General features: G+C 48.7%; 15 protein-coding genes. 8 read left to right on the forward strand and 7 right to left on the reverse strand.

The genetic code is table 11. The features are described from left to right. Positions 1 to 9 precede the first annotated feature (9 nt). The 5 genes from AP057_RS17895 to AP057_RS11695 form a co-directional block, all read right to left on the reverse strand. The gene (locus AP057_RS17895) at positions 10 to 222 is read right to left on the reverse strand and encodes a hypothetical protein (RefSeq protein ID WP_055358797.1); all 213 of its coding nucleotides are present in this window, start codon (positions 220 to 222) and stop codon (positions 10 to 12) included. 136 nt (positions 223 to 358) lie between these two features. Next, complete coding sequence (locus AP057_RS17900; protein ID WP_055358799.1) at positions 359 to 574, reverse strand: efflux RND transporter periplasmic adaptor subunit; 216 nt, start codon at positions 572 to 574, stop codon at positions 359 to 361. Between the two features lie 52 nt (positions 575 to 626). Beyond that, complete coding sequence (locus AP057_RS11685; RefSeq protein ID WP_152968886.1) at positions 627 to 1,667, reverse strand: LacI family DNA-binding transcriptional regulator; 1,041 nt, start codon at positions 1,665 to 1,667, stop codon at positions 627 to 629. Continuing rightward, positions 1,668 to 3,203: an alpha-amylase family glycosyl hydrolase gene (locus tag AP057_RS11690; RefSeq protein WP_055358803.1), complete on the reverse strand. Its 1,536-nt coding sequence runs from the start codon at positions 3,201 to 3,203 to the stop codon at positions 1,668 to 1,670. A 72-nt stretch (positions 3,204 to 3,275) separates the two neighbouring features. Continuing rightward, positions 3,276 to 4,664 (reverse strand): extracellular solute-binding protein, encoded by a 1,389-nt coding sequence (locus AP057_RS11695; protein WP_304437682.1) that lies wholly within the window; start codon positions 4,662 to 4,664, stop codon positions 3,276 to 3,278. A gap of 253 nt (positions 4,665 to 4,917) precedes the next feature. On the opposite strand from AP057_RS11695, the gene AP057_RS11700 reads away from it, so the two are divergent. Further along, complete coding sequence (locus AP057_RS11700) at positions 4,918 to 6,684, forward strand: alpha-glycosidase (RefSeq protein ID WP_055358804.1); 1,767 nt, start codon at positions 4,918 to 4,920, stop codon at positions 6,682 to 6,684. 115 nt (positions 6,685 to 6,799) lie between these two features. Here AP057_RS11700 and AP057_RS11705 read toward each other — a convergent pair whose 3' ends face one another. Continuing rightward, on the reverse strand, positions 6,800 to 7,660 hold the full coding sequence (locus AP057_RS11705) for an AraC family transcriptional regulator (protein ID WP_055358805.1): 861 nt from the start codon (positions 7,658 to 7,660) through the stop codon (positions 6,800 to 6,802). Positions 7,661 to 7,786: 126 nt separating this feature from the next. Between AP057_RS11705 and AP057_RS11710 the strand changes: the two genes are divergently transcribed. Next, the gene (locus tag AP057_RS11710) at positions 7,787 to 9,139 is read left to right on the forward strand and encodes an MATE family efflux transporter (RefSeq protein ID WP_055358806.1); all 1,353 of its coding nucleotides are present in this window, start codon (positions 7,787 to 7,789) and stop codon (positions 9,137 to 9,139) included. A gap of 40 nt (positions 9,140 to 9,179) precedes the next feature. Here AP057_RS11710 and asnB read toward each other — a convergent pair whose 3' ends face one another. After that, entirely contained in the window at positions 9,180 to 11,027 is a 1,848-nt protein-coding gene (gene asnB / locus AP057_RS11715; RefSeq protein WP_055358807.1) for an asparagine synthase (glutamine-hydrolyzing), read from the reverse strand. 357 nt (positions 11,028 to 11,384) lie between these two features. Between asnB and AP057_RS11720 the strand changes: the two genes are divergently transcribed. The 6 genes from AP057_RS11720 (at position 11,385) to AP057_RS17555 (ending at position 18,538) form a co-directional block, all read left to right on the forward strand. Then, positions 11,385 to 12,665, forward strand: coding sequence for an IS110 family transposase (locus AP057_RS11720; protein ID WP_055358808.1), 1,281 nt, complete (start codon positions 11,385 to 11,387; stop codon positions 12,663 to 12,665). Positions 12,666 to 13,062: 397 nt separating this feature from the next. Further along, on the forward strand, positions 13,063 to 14,013 hold the full coding sequence (locus AP057_RS11725; protein ID WP_055358809.1) for a cation diffusion facilitator family transporter: 951 nt from the start codon (positions 13,063 to 13,065) through the stop codon (positions 14,011 to 14,013). 238 nt (positions 14,014 to 14,251) lie between these two features. Beyond that, the gene (locus AP057_RS11730) at positions 14,252 to 15,604 is read left to right on the forward strand and encodes an Nramp family divalent metal transporter (protein WP_081106616.1); all 1,353 of its coding nucleotides are present in this window, start codon (positions 14,252 to 14,254) and stop codon (positions 15,602 to 15,604) included. Positions 15,605 to 15,830: 226 nt separating this feature from the next. Then, complete coding sequence (locus AP057_RS11735) at positions 15,831 to 16,199, forward strand: metalloregulator ArsR/SmtB family transcription factor (protein WP_055358810.1); 369 nt, start codon at positions 15,831 to 15,833, stop codon at positions 16,197 to 16,199. Next, positions 16,192 to 18,330 carry a heavy metal translocating P-type ATPase gene (locus tag AP057_RS11740; protein WP_055358811.1) on the forward strand — a complete coding sequence of 713 codons (2,139 nt, stop codon included), beginning with the start codon at positions 16,192 to 16,194 and terminating at the stop codon, positions 18,328 to 18,330. Before AP057_RS11735 ends, AP057_RS11740 begins: the two co-directional genes overlap by 8 nt. Before the next feature lie 43 nt (positions 18,331 to 18,373). Beyond that, on the forward strand, positions 18,374 to 18,538 hold the full coding sequence (locus AP057_RS17555) for a hypothetical protein (protein WP_200910072.1): 165 nt from the start codon (positions 18,374 to 18,376) through the stop codon (positions 18,536 to 18,538). Positions 18,539 to 18,633 lie beyond the last annotated feature (95 nt).

Consider the following 18,633-nt stretch of genomic DNA (forward strand, 5'->3'; position numbering starts at 1 on the left):
TGGATTTTTTTACGGTGAACTACCCACCACCAAAATGACGATCAATTGATGGATGCGTTCACGGTCGCCCACCCACTCAATAGGGATTTGCGCTTCGACGCTCATCGTTTTCTGCTGGTACGAAGCGATCTCGCTGTACTGTTCGCCAATGTCGCGGACCAATTCATCCAGCCGAAACGCTTCTTTTTGCATTTCCAACTGATTCGAGTCTGAACGCGCCAAGGTGAGCACATCATTCTTTCTTGCCGCCCTGGATTATTCGTACTGGAGGAAGTAGAAACGCTCGGCAACTGCACGATTTGCCCTTCGCTCAATCCATCGGTAATTTCAATGTTGTCTTCATTGCTAATGCCGGTTTTCACCGTTTGGCGCACAGCCGTGCAGCTGCTGGCGCTTCAATCGGATCGCTGCCATCAGTAAATGTAATGAGGTCTTCCCCCTTCGTCACGGTTTCCCCTTCGGAAACGAGCACTTCATCCACTTCTTTGCTGCCGTCAGCTTGAATGTCCGTGCTCGTTACGGACTCAACCGTTCCCGATCCACTCACTTTCACTTCCAACATGCTCGAAAACAAAAAAAAACGCCCGCCAATACGACGGACGTCTCTTTGCCAACACCGCTTCTTTCTAACGCTGTGCACACGACCCCCGTTCAACGAGACGATGGGGGATGATGATGCGCTTGATCGGTTCATTCGGGTTGGTGATTTTTTCGATTAAGTGTTTTGCCGCTTCATAGCCGAGCTGGAAAATGCCGATGTCGATCGAGGTGAGCGGCGGACGCGACATTTCGGCGAGCAGCGTGTTGTTGAAGCTGACGATCGATACATCTTCTGGGACGCCGAGGCCCATTTCATCAAGCGTTTTCAAGATGCCGAGCGCCATGAGATCATCGGCGACGACAAGCCCGGTCGGCGGCTCAGGCAACGAAAGAAGCTCCTTCATCGCCTCTTGGCCGCCTTCCTGCAAAAATTCTGCATGGACGACGTATTCCGGCCGGTACGGAAGCCCCGCCTCCTGCAAGGCCGCGGCGTAGCCGGTTTGGCGGTCGACGGTCACCAAATATTGCGGATTGCCGCCGACAAACGCGATGCGTTCGTGCCCGCGGGCGATCAACCAGTTTGCCGCATCTTTCCCCGCCTGGACGTTGTCGTTGTCGACATGGGTCACTTGTTCCGCTTTTTGGTGCGGTTTGCCGATGACGACGAACGGAAAGCCATGCTTTAACAAGTACTTCATGAGCTTATCGTTTTGCCGCGAGTAAAGCAAAATAACGCCGTCGACGCGCCGTCCTTGCAGCATCTCCACGACCCGTTCGTAAATCTCACCTTCTTTTTCCCCGGTCGACATTTGCAAAGCATATCGCTTTTCATGGGCGGCTTTGCTGATGCCGCGGATGACTTCCGGGAAAAACGGGTTTTGTAACGCCTGGTCGGCGGAGCTCGGCATGACGATGCCGATCACTTGCGTCATTTGGCTCGCGAGGCTGCGAGCAATAAAGTTCGGGTGATAGCCGAGCTCTTTCATCGCTTCGCGCACCCGCTGTTTCGTCTTCTCGCTGATGCGCGGGCTGTCGGCGATGACGCGCGAGACGGTTGACGGCGCAACGTTCGCGCGTTTCGCCACATCTTTAATCGTAACGGTCATAAGCTCCCTCCTTTCCTTCATTTATTCATGAATCCGTTTCGCCCGTTTTTTCACTAAGTACAAAAATAGGAGAAAGAGCGCGTAGACGGCGACAATCGCCGCGATAAATGGGATGTTGATCCCGGTTTTTTCCCGCAGTTTGTACACTTCCGCCGTTTCGCGGTCGAGCACAAGATCGTATCCGTCGCCATCGCCGCGGACGAGATCGTCCAATAAAAAGCCGCGCAGTTCCTTGTTTTTTGGCAGCTGGTCGTTCGTTAGGTGAACGTGCTGCGTTTCGCCCGTGTTGTTGATGGCGATAACCGTTGTTTCATCTTCATATTGCCGTTTCCACACCGCCATGCCGTCTTTTTCATACAGGAGCGTAAAATTGCCGCGCCGCAAAGACGGCAGCTGTTGGCGGAGCGGGCCGATTTTTTTCAAGTAATCAATGATCTCCGGATCGGCGCGGAAATCCATCAAGCGGCGGTTGTCCGGGTCTTCGCCGCCGTTCATGGCGATTTCCGTTCCGTAATACATGATCGGGATGCCGGGGGCGGTGAACAAATACGTCATCGCCAGCTTGATGCGTGAAATCGGATTGTTGCGGTTGTCAATCGAAAGTTTCGTAAACCGCACGGTATCGTGATTGTCCAAAAACGTCCCGAGCAAGTACGGGCGGTCGTAAAACGTTTTGTTGTATTCCCAGGCGTCATACAACGGCCGGAGCGATGCATCGCGCCTAGCAAGCGACTGCTTCACCGCGCCATACAGCGGATAATCGACAAAACCGTCGATGCCGTATTGGCCGTACTCGGCAATATAGCGCGGATCGTCGCTCCACACTTCGCCAAGAAGGAAAAAGTCTTGTTTCACCGATTTCACTTCTTTGGCGAACTCCTGCCAAAATGATTTTGGCACATGGCGCACCGTATCGAGGCGATAGCCGTCAATGTCCGTTTCTTTGATCCACCATTTGGCCGCATCGATTAAATATTTCTTGACTTCTGGATTTTCCTGCGCTAAATCCGGCAGCCCATACACCCATCCGTTTTCTAGTTGTGTTTGATCATTCCAGTCGAAAATCTCTTTTTTCGGATGGAACCAATCTTTTTTCGCCGGGTCGCGAAGCCATGGATGGTCGTAGCCGACATGGTTGGCGACAAAGTCCAAGATGACTTTCATATGGCGCTTGTGCGCTTCTTTGACAAGCGTCTTCAAATCATCCAGCGTGCCGAAATGCGGATCGACGCGATAAAAATCTTTGATCCAATACCCGTGGTATCCGCCCGGCATGTTTTCGAAAATCGGCGTCAGCCAAATGGCCGTAAATCCCATCTCCTTGATGTAATCGAGTTTCGCCGTCACCCCTTTCAAGTCGCCGCCGAAATACCCTTTCGGATCGTTGACATTGACGCCCTTGTCATTCGTCGGATCCATATTGTTAAACCGGTCGACCATAATGAAATAAATCGCTTCATCTTGCCACGTCCGTTCTTCTTTCTCCGCCGCCTGCACCGGCCAGGCATAAAAAAGAAGGAACGGAAGGACGAGCAGCATAAAGAGCCGGTTCCCCATTTCCATTCCTCCCTTCCCGATTCATTTGCTCATTCGGAAACGGGTAAGCCCACTATTCTATGACAGCGGTTCTTACCCTTTTGTGCCACCGGCCGTTAAGCCGGAAATCAAATACCGCTGCAGGAACAAAAAGACGACGGCGATCGGCGCGGCAATCAAAATCGAGCCGGCGGCAAAGCGGGTGAAGTTGTTCGCAAACCGGTCGCTGATGAAGTTAAACAGCCCGACCGCCAGCGTAAATTTGTCCGGGTCGCGCAACACGATCGACGGCAGCAAAAAGTCGGTGAACGGCGCCATAAAGTTGAACAACGCGACAACGGCCAAAATCGGCTTGGCTAAGGGCAGCATAATTTGGATTTGCTCCGCAAAACCGGCGATCAGCGGGTCGTTCGTGATTTTTTCGTTCGTCAACGCTTTTTGGTTTGCTGGCATTTCACCGGCCACTTCATAGTAGTGGAGCGAGTTTTCTTCGTTCGTCACAAATTTCATGAAATCGACCGCCCATTCTTTGTTTTGCGAATAGGCTGATAACATCCATGTTTTCACGCCGACGAACGATTTCGGATGCTCGCCGTTGTCTAAGACCGGCAGCGGTGCGGTCGCTAATTTGTCGCCCAGCGCTTCTTTATACGACGCGATGTTCCATGGTCCGGTGATGGCAACCGCCACATTCCCTTTTGTAAACAGCCCGTTCATAATATCGCCGGTGATTTCTTTCGGAATGTAGCCGTTTTTAAACCACGATTGGACGAGCTCGGCTCCTTTGACGGCTCCATCATTCGCGAGCCCAATGTCGCTTGTGTCGTATTTGCCGTTTTCATTTTTAAACACATAGCCGCCGTAGCCAGCAAAGAACGGATAAACGAAATAGAAGTTCGCCGCTTCCATTAAAAAGCCGTATTGGTCTTTGGCCGCATTCGTTTTTTCCTTGGCGATCTTCATCAAGTCATCCAGCGTTTTCGGCGCTTCCGGCACTAAATTTTTATTGTAGAACACGCCGTATGTTTCAACGACCATCGGCACGCCATACGTCTTTCCGTCATAGGTGACCGCCTTGATGGCCGTCGGACTGTACTCGCCTTTCGCATCGCCAAGGTCGACTGGATCGGCCAATCCTTGCAGCACAATGTCGCCGATGCGGTCATGCGGCTGGTAGAACACATCCGGCCCTTTGCCAGCCGGTCCGTCGAGCGCTAGTTTTTTCGTTTGATCGAGCATGCTGACCGCAACCATCTCGATTTTGATTCCGGTTTTTTCTGTGTACTTTTTGAAAATATCTTTTAATGCTAGTTTCTGCTTTTCGTCGTCGTTCACCCAAACGACCAATTTGTCCGGTTTTTCCGCCTTTTCGGTCGTTCCTTGACTTTCTTTCGGCTGTTGAACGTCCCGTTTCGGTCCGCAGGCAGCGAGCACGCCCACGAGCAGCACAGCCATGAGAAACAAAGACAATGTTTTCTTCATGCTCTCCCTCCTCTTTTGATCGACTCTTTTTCGGTGCAACCGTAGCGAAACCGTTTGCGCATTAAAATCGCAATCACTCCAATGAAAACGATTGCACCTTTCAACTTCTATTATATCGTCTATTTTTCATTTTACAAGCTTATTTTTTATGAAATTTTGACTTTTTTTTACATTGGTGTACGCTTTGTTTAACGGAAGTCTATCATGCAAACGATTGCTTTCACCCAAATTGGATTCAAGAGGGGGAACGATGATGCAAAAAGAAGCCATTCACCACCGCCCGACTGACAACTTCGCCTATGCCTATGATGGCGAAACGCTTCATCTTCGGCTTCAGACAAAAAAAGATGATGTTGATCGGGTGGAGCTGTTGCACGGCGACCCGTACGAATGGCACGATGGCGCCTGGCAGTTTCAAACGATGCCGATGCGGAAAACGGGGAGCGACGGGTTGTTTGACTATTGGCTCGCCGAAGTCAAACCGCCATATCGACGGCTGCGCTATGGGTTTGTGCTTCGAGCTGGGGGCGAGAAACTGGTCTATACGGAAAAAGGATTTTACCATGAAGCTCCGAGCGACGACACCGCTTACTACTTTTGCTTCCCCTTTCTTCATCGGGTCGACCTATTCCAAGCGCCGGGCTGGGTAAAAGACACCGTATGGTATCAAATTTTCCCTGAGCGGTTCGCCAACGGCAACCCGGCCATCAGTCCGGAAGGAGCGCGGCCGTGGGGAAGCGAAGACCCAACGCCGACAAGTTTTTTTGGGGGGGATTTGCAAGGAATTATCGACCATCTCGATTACTTGGCTGACCTTGGCATCACCGGCCTTTACTTGACGCCGATTTTCCGCGCGCCGTCGAACCATAAATACGACACCGCTGATTATTTTGAAATCGACCCGCACTTTGGGGACAAAGAGACGTTGAAAACACTTGTCAAGCGCTGCCATGAAAAAGGGATCCGCGTCATGCTCGATGCAGTCTTCAACCATTGCGGCTATGAGTTTGCCCCGTTTCAAGATGTGTTGAAAAACGGCGCAGCCTCTCGGTATAAAGATTGGTTCCATATTCGCGAGTTTCCGCTCCAAACCGAGCCGCGCCCGAACTACGACACATTTGCGTTCGTGCCGCACATGCCGAAACTCAACACCGCTCATCCGGAAGTGAAGCGCTACTTGCTTGATGTCGCGACATACTGGATTCGCGAGTTTGATATTGATGGCTGGCGGCTCGATGTGGCAAACGAAATCGATCATCAATTTTGGCGCGAATTCCGGCAGGCAGTGAAGGCGCTAAAGCCCGATGTGTACATTCTCGGCGAGATTTGGCATGACGCCATGCCGTGGCTGCGCGGCGACCAATTTGACGCCGTCATGAACTACCCGTTCACGGACGGAGCGATTCGCTTTTTCGCGAAAGAGGAAATCAGCGCCCGCCAGTTTGCCGATATCATGGTCCGGTTGCTTCATTCGTATCCGAAACAGGTGAACGAAGCGGCGTTTAACTTGCTTGGCAGCCATGATACACCAAGGCTGCTTACGGTTTGCGGCGGCGACGTCCGCAAAGCGAAGTTGTTGTTTTTGTTCCAGCTGACGTTCACTGGTTCGCCGTGCATTTACTATGGCGATGAAATCGGCATGACGGGCGGAAACGATCCGGAGTGCCGGAAATGTATGGTGTGGGATCCAGAGAAGCAAAACAAAGAACTGTATGAACATGTCAAGCAACTGATCGCTCTTCGCAAGCAATATCGGGCGCTTCGACGCGGCGATGTCGCTTTTCTCGCCGCCGATGATGAATCGAACCATCTTGTTTATGAAAAAACGGATGGCAATGAAACGGTCATGATCATCATCAACCGGAGCAACGAAGCAGCAGAAATTCCCATGCCGATCGATGCGCGTGGAAAATGGCTGGTCAACCTTCTGACAGGGGAGCGATTCGCTGCAGAGGCGGAAACACTTTGCGTCTCCTTGCCGCCGTACGGGTTTGTGCTTTACGCGGTCGAAAGCTGGTAAGGCGACTGAGCGGGCGGTTACGGACAAACATATCGGTTGCCGGTGCAGAGGACAAGCTGCACCGGTTTGATCTTTTGCTGACCGTCCCCATCTATACCACCGGCATAGAAGAAGGTCAATTACGCCGCGCCATACGCCGATATTCGGTCGGCGTGATTCCTTCCACCTTTTTAAACAGGCGCGAAAAGTAGGCGCCATCGTCAATGCCAACCCGCTTGGCGATCGCCTCAATCGTCTCGTTCGTCTCCGCCAACCATTGCTTTGCCTTTGACAACCGATAATGTGCCAAGTAGCGGCTCAATCCCATGCCCATCGTTTTTTGCATGCAGCGTGTGATGTAGTCCGGGTGGAATCGGAGCTCCTGCGCGAGCATGTCCAGTGTAATCGGCTCGCTGAAATGTTTCTCGATATACGCAACCACCGCGGCGCTGATCTGTTCAGACGCACTCGGGACGGAAAGCTCTTGTTTTTGCAAGTGCCAAAGGAATTCGATGAACAACAGCAGCTGCCGGAGTGGCTGATCGATATCCCGCCGAATGTTTTGTTCCACGATTTGACTTAGCAGCTGTTCCACCCGCTCGCGCTGCTTGACTTCGCCATATTGACGGATGGAGAGCCGGTATTGGATCGGCTCGGTGTATGTCGCCTCCTTTTCGATCACGATCTGCCGGCTGACACCGCAATCGGAAACAACCGCAAAGTCTGGCAGCAAAAAATGAAGCCAAACCAGCTCCGTCCGTTCTTCGCATGGGCGGTGTCCGTAATGTTCCCTTCCCGGAATCAACAACAAATAGTGTCCACTGCCAACCGCAAACTCACGCCCGTTTTCTGTCATATACAAACAGCCTCGTTTCACGTAAAGCAAATCAAAGACGGAAAATGTGCGGCGGAAATGCTTCTTTCCTTCCAGAAATACACTTTCCGCCCCTTTGATGAACACCGGCAGCGGCGGCATGGAAAATGTGACCATATCCATCGGCCTCTCCCCTCTTTTGTCGGAAATGTGCAAGCAAAATCGCTTCTTTCTCTTTCCATTATGCAACAAACTAGCTAAACTGAATATATCGTTCAAGTCGGAATAAGAAAAAGGAGTTGTCTCAACATGCGCCATGAGGCCAAAACGCGGTCACTGTTTTCCTTGACGTGGCCAATTTTTATTGAAACGCTGCTCTATATGGTGATGGGCAACGCCGATACACTGATGCTCAGCCAGTATTCAGATCACGCGGTTGCTGCCGTCGGGGTGGCGAACCAAATCATCGCGTTAACGATCGTGCTGTTCAACTTCGTCGCTTTAGCGACAGCAGTGCTTGTTGCTCAATATTTAGGCGCCCGCCGAGAGCAAGAAGCCGTTGACGTATCGCTTGTATCCCTCGTGGCCAATTTGTTGTTCGGATTGTTGTTAAGCGCCATTCTCGCCGCATTCAGCGAGCCGATTTTGCGAATGATGGACTTGCCCGCCGAGCTGCTCGATGAAGGAAAACATTATTTGGCGATTGTCGGTGGATTTTTGTTCATCCAAGCGCTGATGATGACGGTCGGCGCCATTTTGAAAAGCTATGGCTTCACCCGTGACACGATGTATGTGGCGGTTGGCATGAACGTTTTGCACGTCATCAGCAACGCGGTCCTCATTTTTGGCTTGTTTGGCCTGCCCGCCCTCGGCATCCAAGGGGCTGCTATATCGACCGCCGCCAGCCGTGGCATGGCCTTTCTCGCACTTCTTGCTTTGTTGCGCAAACGAACAAACATTTCGCTCGCACCAAGGGCGTTTCACCGCCTTCCGTTTCACTATTTGCGCTCACTGCTGAAAATCGGTGTTCCGGCAGCCGGGGAACATCTTTCGTACAATACGGCGCAAATGGTCATTACGTATTTCATTACATGGCTTGGCGCTGAGGCATTGACCGTCCGTGTATACACGCAAAACATTATGATGTTTGTGTTTTTATTCGGCATCGCCGTCAGCCAAGGAACGCAAATTCTCGTCGGCCACTTCGTCGGGTCCGGGCGATACGAGGAAGCCTACGCCCGCTGCTTGAAAAGTTTGTACAGCGCCATCGCCATCTCAGTGTTGCTGGCCGCAGCCGCCTATTGGTTTGCCGAACCGTTGCTGTCGCTCTTTACCGATGACCGCTCAATGATTGTTCTTGGCCGCAAACTGTTGCTGTTAACGATTATCCTTGAACCGGGGCGCTCATTTAATTTAGTGATTATCAGCTCGCTTCGTGCCGCTGGCGATGTGCAATTCCCTGTCTATATGGGCATTTTGTCGATGTGGGGCGTCGGCGTGACCATTGCTTACGTATTTGGCATCGCCCTCGGATTTGGCCTCGTCGGCATTTGGCTGTCGTTCATCGCCGACGAATGGCTTCGCGGACTGTTGATGCTTTGGCGCTGGCGGTCGCGCGTCTGGATGAAAAAAACGATGGTACCACAAGCAAAAATGGCGTAGCGCCGCCAAATCGAATAAGAGCTGCGCGTAGGCGCAGCTCTTATTCTTTAATGCGAATGCCGTAATGATCAAACCAAACGTGCACTTGGCCAAGGTAAGCGAGCAGCTGCGGACCGGTCATGAGCTGCCCAAACCACGGCACTTGGAACGACTTCCCTTCTGTTTCAATGAGCGCCAACAATTTTTCCCGGTCGAAAAACTCGTGCAAAACCGAAGAGCGGTCATGGAGCAACTGCTCAAGCCATTGCTTGACAAGTTTCGTATATAGAGGATGGTGCGTTTTCGGATAGGGGCTTTTTTTCCGGTAGAGCACCTCTTCGGGAAGCAATCCCTCGAGCGCTTTTCGCAAAAGGCCTTTTTCTCGTCCTCCATACATTTTCATATCCCACGGAATGTTCCAAACGTATTCGACAATGCGATGGTCAGCGAACGGCACGCGCACTTCCAAGCTTGCTCCCATGCTCATCCGGTCTTTCCGGTCAAGCAGTGTCGTCATAAACCAAATCATATTTAAGTAAAACAGCTCACGCCGCTTCGCCTCCTCGGCGCTTTCCCCCTCGAGACGCGGCACTTCAGCAAGCGTTTGTTCATAACGCATTTGCACATAGTCGTCAAGGCGAAGCTTTTGCCGCCACTCATCTTTTAATAGACCCATGCGCGCGTCGACCGAACGCATCCACGGAAATCCTTTCCGAGACAAATCGTCCGGCCGATGAAACCATGGATAGCCGCCGAAAATTTCATCGGCGCACTCCCCTGATAAGCTGACGACAAACCGGTTGCGAATTTGTTTGCAAAACCAAAGAAGCGAAGAATCGACATCGGCCATGCCTGGAACGTCGCGGACGATGACGGCTTCATGCAAATGGCGGAACAGCTCTTCTTGCGTGATCACACAGCGATGATGAACCGTTTGAAATTTGTTTGACACCTGTTCGATAAATGGCGCATCCGTGTTTGGTTGAAAAGCGTTGGCTTTGAAATACTGGTCGTTTCCTTCATAATCGATCGAGTAGGTGTGCAGCGGCCCTTTTCCAGCTGTCGCAAAGGCATTGGCGGCAATCGCCGTAATGGCGCTCGAATCGACCCCGCCAGAAAGGAAGGTGCAGACCGGCACATCGGAAATGAGTTGGCGCGTGACCGCATCCGTCAATAGAAAGCGCAGCTTTTCGACCGTTTCCTCGAATGAATCGCGATGGACGTCGCTTTCGACATTCCAATACCGCCAAATGCGAAGCCCGTTGCGTGAGAAAGTCAACGCGTGCGCGGGGCGCAATTCTTGGATGCCGCAAAACACGCCGTGCCCCGGCGTGCGCGACGGCCCCAGCCCGAATACTTCCGCCAAGCCTTCATAATTGACTTCCGCTTTCACATCCGGATGGGCCAAAATCGCCTTGATCTCAGATCCGAACAAAAGCTCCTTGGCATCTTGGCGATAAAACAGCGGTTTGACCCCGAGCCGGTCGCGCGCCATAAATAGCTGCTCCCGTTCTTCATCCCAAACGGCAAAGGCAAAAATGCCGTTGAGCCAGTCAACACATTGTTCTTTCCATTCGATATAAGCGGCGAGCAGCACTTCCGTATCGGAGTGGCCGTCAAACCGGTAACCTTTATGCAACAGCTCCTTCCGGATGTCTTCCGTATTGTACAGCTCGCCATTGTAAACGATTGTGTAACGCCGTCCGTTTTTGTTCCGGATCATCGGTTGTTTGCCGCCAGCCGGGTCAACCACAACGAGCCGCTTATGCCCGAACGCGGCATGGACGTCAAGCCATGTATTTGTATCATCCGGCCCGCGTTTCGCGAGCGTCTCTGTCATCTCGGCAATCGTTTTCCGCTCACGGCGCAAATCGCGCCCGAAATGCACCCATCCAGTAATGCCACACATACGAACCAATCCTTTCCTTATCAAAATGACAGGCAACTGTTCTTCGCCGAACTGTTCGCATTGTTCTTTGGATCGCCCGTTCTTTTTTCTTGCGGATCTCGTGGGCTGCCGCCATTTTCCCCAAGGCGCTAGCCCTCCCCGCATCGGCATGATTCCATTTTATGCACCACGGGTCATTTCGATGAATTGTCCGATGTCAACAATAACGTGAATAAACGGACGAAAAGGTGGAAAAAAAGAGAAGTACAAGGAGCATTCCCGTTAGGAGCTTTTCCGGGGACTTGATCAAAAAAAGCCCTCTTGGTATGATGCAGGGGTGTCAAACAATACCTACCATCATGCCAAGGAGGACTTCAGATGAATTGTACACAAAACTATAAAATTGATCAAGTTACGGAACAAACGCTTGTCGTGGGCATCGATATCGCGAAACGAACCCACTACGCCTGCTTCGTGGATGACCGGGGGCGCGTGCTTCGCAAGTCGTTCCCGATCTTCCAGTCGAAAGAGGGGTTTCAGCAGCTGTATAAAGCGATTCAGGAGGCGATGCAAGCGTTTGGGAAGTCAGAGGTGATCGTCGCGGTGGAGCCGACCGGGCACTACTGGTTGAACCTGGCCTACTTCCTCGAGGAGCACGGGATCCCGTTGGTCATGGTCAACCCGGCGCATGTGTGCCGGTCGAAAGAACTTGATGACAACCTGCCGACGAAACACGACGCCAAAGACGCCCTGGTCATTGCCAGACTGGCAAAAGACGGACGATTCCTCGTTCCCCGGCTGCTGCACGAGATYGAAGCCGATTTGCGCGTGGGAAGCACGCTCAAAGAGAAGCTCCGCAAGGAACAGACGGCGGTGAAAAACGCGATCGTCCGCTGGACGGATCGGTATTTTCCAGAGTTTTGGACCGTGTTTCGTGACTTGGGGAAAACGGCGCTTTCGGTGTTGGAGTGGACGCCGCTTCCGGCCGATATGGCGGGTCGGACCGCCGAGGAGCTCATCGAGGTGTACCGGCAAAGCGAAGGGATGAAATGCCCGCAGAAGGCCAAAATTCAGGCGTTGATCAACGCCGCGAAGGACTCCATTGGGGTGACGGAAGGGACAGCGATGGCCCGGTTTGAGATCGCCGCGCTCGTCCGCCGATACCGCCAATTGGAGGCGGAGATCGCTGCACTGGACGCCGAGTTGAAGGCATTGGTTCAAACGACGATGGAGTACCAATGGTTGAAAACGGTCGACGGGTTGGGAGACGCCACGATCATCGATCTGCTGGCGGAGATCGGCAGCTTCGCCCATTATCGGGACCCGCGCCAATTGGTGAAGTTGGCGGGCCTGACGCTCAAGGAGAACTCCTCCGGCCAGCGCAAAGGGCAAAAGCACATCTCCAAACGGGGACGGAAACGGYTGCGCTCGGTGCTGTTTCGGGCGATGATTCCGCTGATTCGGCATAACGAGGCGTTTCGCGAGCTGCATGAGTATTAYACGACCCGATCCGTCAATCCGCTGACCGGAAAGCAGTCCATCGTCGCCTTGTGCCGGAAGCTGTTGAATGTGCTGTTTGCGATTTGTACGAAGAAACAAGCGTTTGACGCGGAGCGAATGAAACAGGACGTCTTGTCCCAGGTGCAACGGGCGGCCTAAGGCCTCCCCCCTGCGAACGGAAGAATCGTTGGACAACGAGATGACACCGGAGAAGCTGGCGTGATTTCATCCATTCGACCTTGAGTCCCTAAAGGAGCTTGGCCGGCCTCCGCCTGATGACGAGACCGAACGAGGGAATGTTGGCGCGAAGACGCCCGGAGACATGGGAGGGTTCGTCCTCATCAGCGACGCGGAGATCCAAAGGGTGCATCGAATATGCTTCCTCCACGGAAGGAAAATATCCCCAGCCGTGGCCGCGAAGCGCACCCTAGGTCTGTAAGATATCCACAAAACTGAAAAAGGATGTAAGGGATTTTGTCGAAAAATATTTTTTGGACACCCCTGAGAGGCCGAAAAGCCTTGATAGATCAACATTTCTAGAGGGAGGCGTTTTATCATGCATCATCATCACCATCATTCTCACGACCACCATGGTCACCATCATCACCACGGACACCATCATCACCACGATCACGGCAGAGAAGGGAATAAAAAAGGGCTTATGATTGCCCTTCTCATTACCGCTGGAATTATGTTATTAGAGTTTTTCGGAGGTTTAATTACAAACAGCCTAGCCCTTCTTTCTGACTCTGGTCATATGCTTAGTGATGCCAGTTCACTTGTTCTTAGCTTAGTGGCTATTTGGTTTGCCACCAAACCAGCTTCGCCGAATAAAACGTATGGTTTTTATCGTTTTGAAATCTTAGCCGCTTTATTTAATGGAGTTACCTTGTTTGTTATCGCTGGATTTATCGTATGGGAAGCGATTCAGCGTTTTTACAACCCACCAACCGTAGCTAGCGGCTCTATGATGCTGATTGCTTCCATTGGTCTGTTTGCCAATCTTTTAAGTGCCTGGGCGTTAATGAGAAAAGGGGATGTGAAAAATAATGTCAATCTTCGTAGTGCCTATCTTCATGTAATCGGTGACGCTTTAGGTTCTGTTGGAGCCATTGTTGCAGGACTCGTCATGTGGCTCTTTGGTTGGTATGTCGCAGATCCCATTATTTCCGTTTTGGTTGCCTTATTAATCTTGAAAGGTGCCTGGGGAGTGATTAAACATACGGTTCACATTTTGATGGAAGGAACGCCAATTACCATTGACCAAAATGAAGTGAAAAAAGCCTTAGAAAGTATTGAAGGAGTGATTAACGTTCACGACCTTCATATTTGGACCATTACTTCAGGATTGGACTCGTTAAGTTGCCATATTTTGATTGAAGATCATCAAGACAGCCAAAAGGTTTTACAAGAAGCGATCCATTTTATTGAGGAACACTTTAAAATTCAGCATACAACCATTCAAATTGAAACCTCTCAAATCCATCATGGGGAAATGAAAGTCTAACGAAAAATATGATCAATATAGAGCAAGGTCAGTACCTTGTTCAATATTTTAGCGAGCCTAGACTAATAAGCGATAAAAGTTTCCATTGACTAAAAAAGTTTCTGATGTACAATTTATTTAGGCAACATTTTCTTTGCTCTTACATATATCTAATTCTAAGTGTAGGAGCAAATTTTTTTACCTTAAAAGTTTCCCTTATGCAAAATATTTAGCAAAAACCAATCATGAGGTGATCATCATGAGTGAAAATATAAAAAAACTGCCGTTAGCAGTTGAAGAAGGTTGGAGAAATAAACGGACGCAACCAACGTTGCCCGAAGTATATAGAAGTTTGCGTATACCAAAAACGGGTTCTTGGATGAAAAAGTTTCTTGCGTTTGCTGGACCAGGATACTTAGTTGCCGTGGGGTATATGGACCCGGGAAACTGGGCGACTGATATCGCAGGAGGTTCCCAGTTCGGATACACGTTGCTTTCCGTTATTTTGCTTTCCAATTTAATGGCAATATTGCTTCAAGCATTGGCTGGCAAGTTGGGAATTGTAACGGGAAGGGATTTAGCCCAAGCTTGTCGCGACCATTACAGCAAGCCTGTAGCAATGATCTTATGGGTTTTATGCGAGTTGGCAATCGCAGCTTGTGATCTAGCCGAAGTGATCGGTTCGGCAATCGCTTTGAAATTGTTGTTTGGCATTCCGTTAATATATGGAGTGATTATTACAGCTCTGGATGTACTGGTCGTATTGCTATTACAGAATAAAGGGTTTCGTTATATTGAAACGTTGGTAATTGTTTTAATTCTAACCATTGGTGCTTGCTTTGTGACTGAAATCTTTCTTTCTAAGCCAGATGTAGGTGGCATATTGAAGGGATTTGTTCCAAGCCCAGAGATTATTAACAATCCATCCATGCTCTATATTGCAATCGGTATTTTAGGTGCAACCGTAATGCCTCATAATCTTTATCTGCATTCTTCCATTGTGCAGACACGTCAATACGAACAAACCAGCTCGGGTAAACGACAAGCGATCAAATATGCCACTTGGGATTCAACCATTGCACTCTTTTTCGCTTTATTTATTAATGCATCTATCCTTATTGTTTCTGCTGCTACATTCCATAAAGCAGGAATGAAAGATGTTGCGGAGATTGAAGATGCTTATCACTTGCTTGCTCCACTGCTTGGAACAACACTTGGAAGTATTTTATTTGGAGTTGCTTTGTTGGCTTCTGGTCAAAACTCCACATTAACAGGAACCTTAGCTGGTCAAATTGTGATGGAAGGTTTTCTAAACATTCGCCTTCCTGCTTGGTTAAGAAGGCTGATCACTCGATTGATCGCCATTGTCCCAGCCGTTGTTGTAACTGCTCTTTATGGCGAAAGCGGAACGGCTCAATTACTTATTTTGAGCCAAGTTATTCTTTCTTTACAGCTCTCTTTCGCGGTAGTGCCTCTCGTTCAATTCACTAGCGATAAAAAGAAAATGGGCGAGTTCGCAAATCCATTATGGTTGAAAGTTCTTGCTTGGATGGTAGCGATGGTGATTATCAGCTTAAACGCATATTTATTGTTCCAAACATTCTTTGGTTAAGAAATAGTAAACCTCATTATCTTTTTGCGGATAATGAGGTTTATTGTTTTTAGCTAATAGAATTTTTTGATGTAGCTAATTAAATGAATCGCACGGTAAATATTGGGTTGATTTTTTTAAATTCCATTCTTTTTTTGTTTTTAATTCAAATAAATATTGAATAATATAAAGAAATGGGGGTATAATATATTCAAACGGAAATTTGAATATGAAAGGGGGATAATGAATGAGTAAGAAAGATACATGTGAAATTTATTGTTATGACGAAGAAAAAGTCAATCGAATACAAGGGGAATTGCAAAAAGAAGATATATCCAGTGTTGTCCTGTTGTTTAAAGCACTGGCAGATGAAAATAGGGCAAAAATTGTCTATTCACTTTGCCAAGATGAAGAGTTATGTGTATGTGATATTGCTAATATCATCGGGGCTTCTGTTGCAACAACTTCCCATCATTTACGGACTCTTTATAAACAAGGGATTGTAAAGTATCGAAAAGAAGGAAAGCTAGCATTTTATTCGCTGGATGATGACCATATTAAGCAGTTAATCATGATTGCGTTAGTACATGATAAAGAGGTGAAAGTCCGTGTCTGAACAACAAGCAAAATTATCTAAATCAGAAGCGAAAACCTACCGTGTTCAAGGATTTACTTGTGCAAACTGTGCGGCAAAGTTTGAAAATAATGTAAAATCATTGCCAGGTGTTCAGGATGCTAAAGTAAACTTTGGAGCGTCTAAAATTACCGTTTGGGGTACAACAACCATCGAAGAATTAGAAAAAGCAGGGGCTTTTGAAAACTTAAAGGTTCGGGAAGATAAAGAAAAAGCAGTCAAGCGTGAACCTTTTTGGAAGCAAAAAGAGAACATTAAAGTGTATATTTCCGCCGTTTTGCTTGTGATCAGTTGGTTTTTAGGGAAGCAATACGGAGAAGAGCATATCTTTGCGACAATTGGATATGCTGCAGCAATTTTAATCGGTGGATATTCGTTATTTATAAAAGGTTTCAAAAACCTAGTTCGATTGAATTTTGATATGAATACGCTGATGACAGTGGCGATTTTAGGAGCTGCAGCGATTGGTGAATGGGGAGAAGGTGCAACGGTTGTTATTCTATTCGCCATTAGCGAAGCCTTAGAGCGTTATTCCATGGATAAAGCTCGTCAATCCATTGAATCGTTGATGGATATTGCTCCAAAAGAAGCATTAATTCGTCGCGGAAATGAAGAAATGATGGTCCCTGTTGACGATATTCAAGTCGGAGATATTATGATCGTAAAGCCTGGTCAGAAATTAGCGATGGATGGAATCGTCATCAAGGGTACATCTACATTAAATCAGGCTGCCATTACGGGAGAAAGTGTTCCAGTAACCAAAACAGTCGGTGATGAAGTCTTTGCAGGAACATTGAATGAAGAAGGGTTATTGGAAGTAAAAGTGACAAAACGAGTGGAAGATACAACTCTTTCGAAAATCATCCATTTAGTGGAAGAAGCTCAAGCAGAACGAGCACCTTCTCAAGCGTTTGTAGATCGTTTTGCCAAATACTATACACCAGCCATTATCATTTTTGCTCTTTTACTAGCCGTTATTCCTCCATTATTTATGGGTGCTGATTGGAGCGAATGGATTTATCGAGGTCTAGCTGTATTAGTGGTTGGTTGTCCGTGTGCGTTGGTTATTTCCACGCCTGTTTCGATTGTAACTGCCATTGGAAATGCAGCGAAAAACGGTGTGTTAATTAAAGGTGGTATTTATTTAGAGGAAGCAGGATCTCTAAAAGTCATCGCTTTTGATAAAACAGGAACATTAACAAAAGGTGTTCCTTCCGTCACCGATGTGGTCACTTATAATGGCGATGAAAATGAACTAATGACCATTACAGCAGCCATTGAAAAAGGCTCACAACATCCACTTGCTTCCGCCATTATAAGAAAAGCAGAAGAAGATGGATTGAATTTTAATGATGTATCGGTTGAAGAATTCCAATCCATTACAGGTAAAGGGGTCAAAGCCAAAGTAAATAACGCAATGTATTATGTCGGAAGTCCAGGTCTTTTTGAAGAACTTCTTCCAAATGGCATCCAATCAGAAATAAAAGAACAAATTACAACCCTTCAAACACAAGGGAAAACGGTCATGATATTAGGGACGGAAAAAGAAATTCTGGCGTTAATTGCCGTGGCAGACGAAATAAGAGAATCATCCAAAGAGGTTATTCGAAAACTTCATCAAGTCGGTATTGAAAAAACGGTGATGCTGACGGGAGATAACCAAAGAACAGCCGAAGCCATCGGAAAACAAGTCGGCGTTTCCGATATTAAAGCCGATTTACTTCCAGAAGATAAACTGAATTTCATCAAAGAGCTTCGTGACAAGCATCAAAGCGTGGCGATGGTTGGAGATGGTGTGAACGATGCACCAGCTCTTGCAGCTTCAACCGTTGGTGTGGCAATGGGTGGTGCTGGAACCGATACAGCCCTAGAAACAGCCGATATTGTCTTAATGTCTGATGATTTAAGCAAATTGCCATATACGATTAAATTGAGCCGCAAAGCTTTAGCGATTATTAAGCAAAACATTACTTTCTCTTTAGGGATTAAGGCATTGGCATTACTGTTAATTGTGCCTGGTTGGTTAACGCTATGGTTAGCGATATTTGCCGATATGGGAGCAACATTAATCGTAACATTAAACAGCATGCGATTGCTAAAAGTTAAAGAATAGGCTCTTCACCACAAGTGGCAGTGCATGATAAGGAGCGCTGAACGTGAGCATTTCGTCTCTCATTTTGCTTTTGTTGATCATGTCGATCGTGTTGCTCGTGTATGGTGTTGTCCAAAAGAGCAAAGCCGCGAAACGGATCGCCTTTGGCCTCTTCGTCGCATCGGTCGGATTAGCGGGTTTTGTCGTGTTTCTCATCGGCTATATGTAACAACAGCCAAAGACGAACACGCTGTTCTGTGTGTTCGGCTTTGCGTTTGCGGCGATTCAGATGGGGATCATTGGGGGAGATGGGGCTCGCGCTCA

Origin of the sequence: Geobacillus sp. Sah69, from assembly GCF_001414205.1 — a bacterium.
In the GTDB taxonomy this organism is placed as follows: Bacteria; Bacillota; Bacilli; order Bacillales; family Anoxybacillaceae; genus Geobacillus; species Geobacillus stearothermophilus.

Coding starts and splice junctions, on each gene's coding strand:
- AP057_RS11685 (WP_152968886.1), bottom strand. CDS start 1,667: ATGAAGGAAAGGAGGGAGCTTATGACCGTTACGATTAAAGATGTGGCG.
- AP057_RS11690 (WP_055358803.1), bottom strand. CDS start 3,203: ATGGGGAACCGGCTCTTTATGCTGCTCGTCCTTCCGTTCCTTCTTTTT.
- AP057_RS11695 (WP_304437682.1), bottom strand. CDS start 4,664: ATGAAGAAAACATTGTCTTTGTTTCTCATGGCTGTGCTGCTCGTGGGC.
- AP057_RS11700 (WP_055358804.1), top strand. CDS start 4,918: ATGCAAAAAGAAGCCATTCACCACCGCCCGACTGACAACTTCGCCTAT.
- AP057_RS11705 (WP_055358805.1), bottom strand. CDS start 7,660: ATGGATATGGTCACATTTTCCATGCCGCCGCTGCCGGTGTTCATCAAA.
- AP057_RS11710 (WP_055358806.1), top strand. CDS start 7,787: ATGCGCCATGAGGCCAAAACGCGGTCACTGTTTTCCTTGACGTGGCCA.
- asnB (WP_055358807.1), bottom strand. CDS start 11,027: ATGTGTGGCATTACTGGATGGGTGCATTTCGGGCGCGATTTGCGCCGT.
- AP057_RS11725 (WP_055358809.1), top strand. CDS start 13,063: ATGCATCATCATCACCATCATTCTCACGACCACCATGGTCACCATCAT.
- AP057_RS11730 (WP_081106616.1), top strand. CDS start 14,252: ATGAGTGAAAATATAAAAAAACTGCCGTTAGCAGTTGAAGAAGGTTGG.
- AP057_RS11735 (WP_055358810.1), top strand. CDS start 15,831: ATGAGTAAGAAAGATACATGTGAAATTTATTGTTATGACGAAGAAAAA.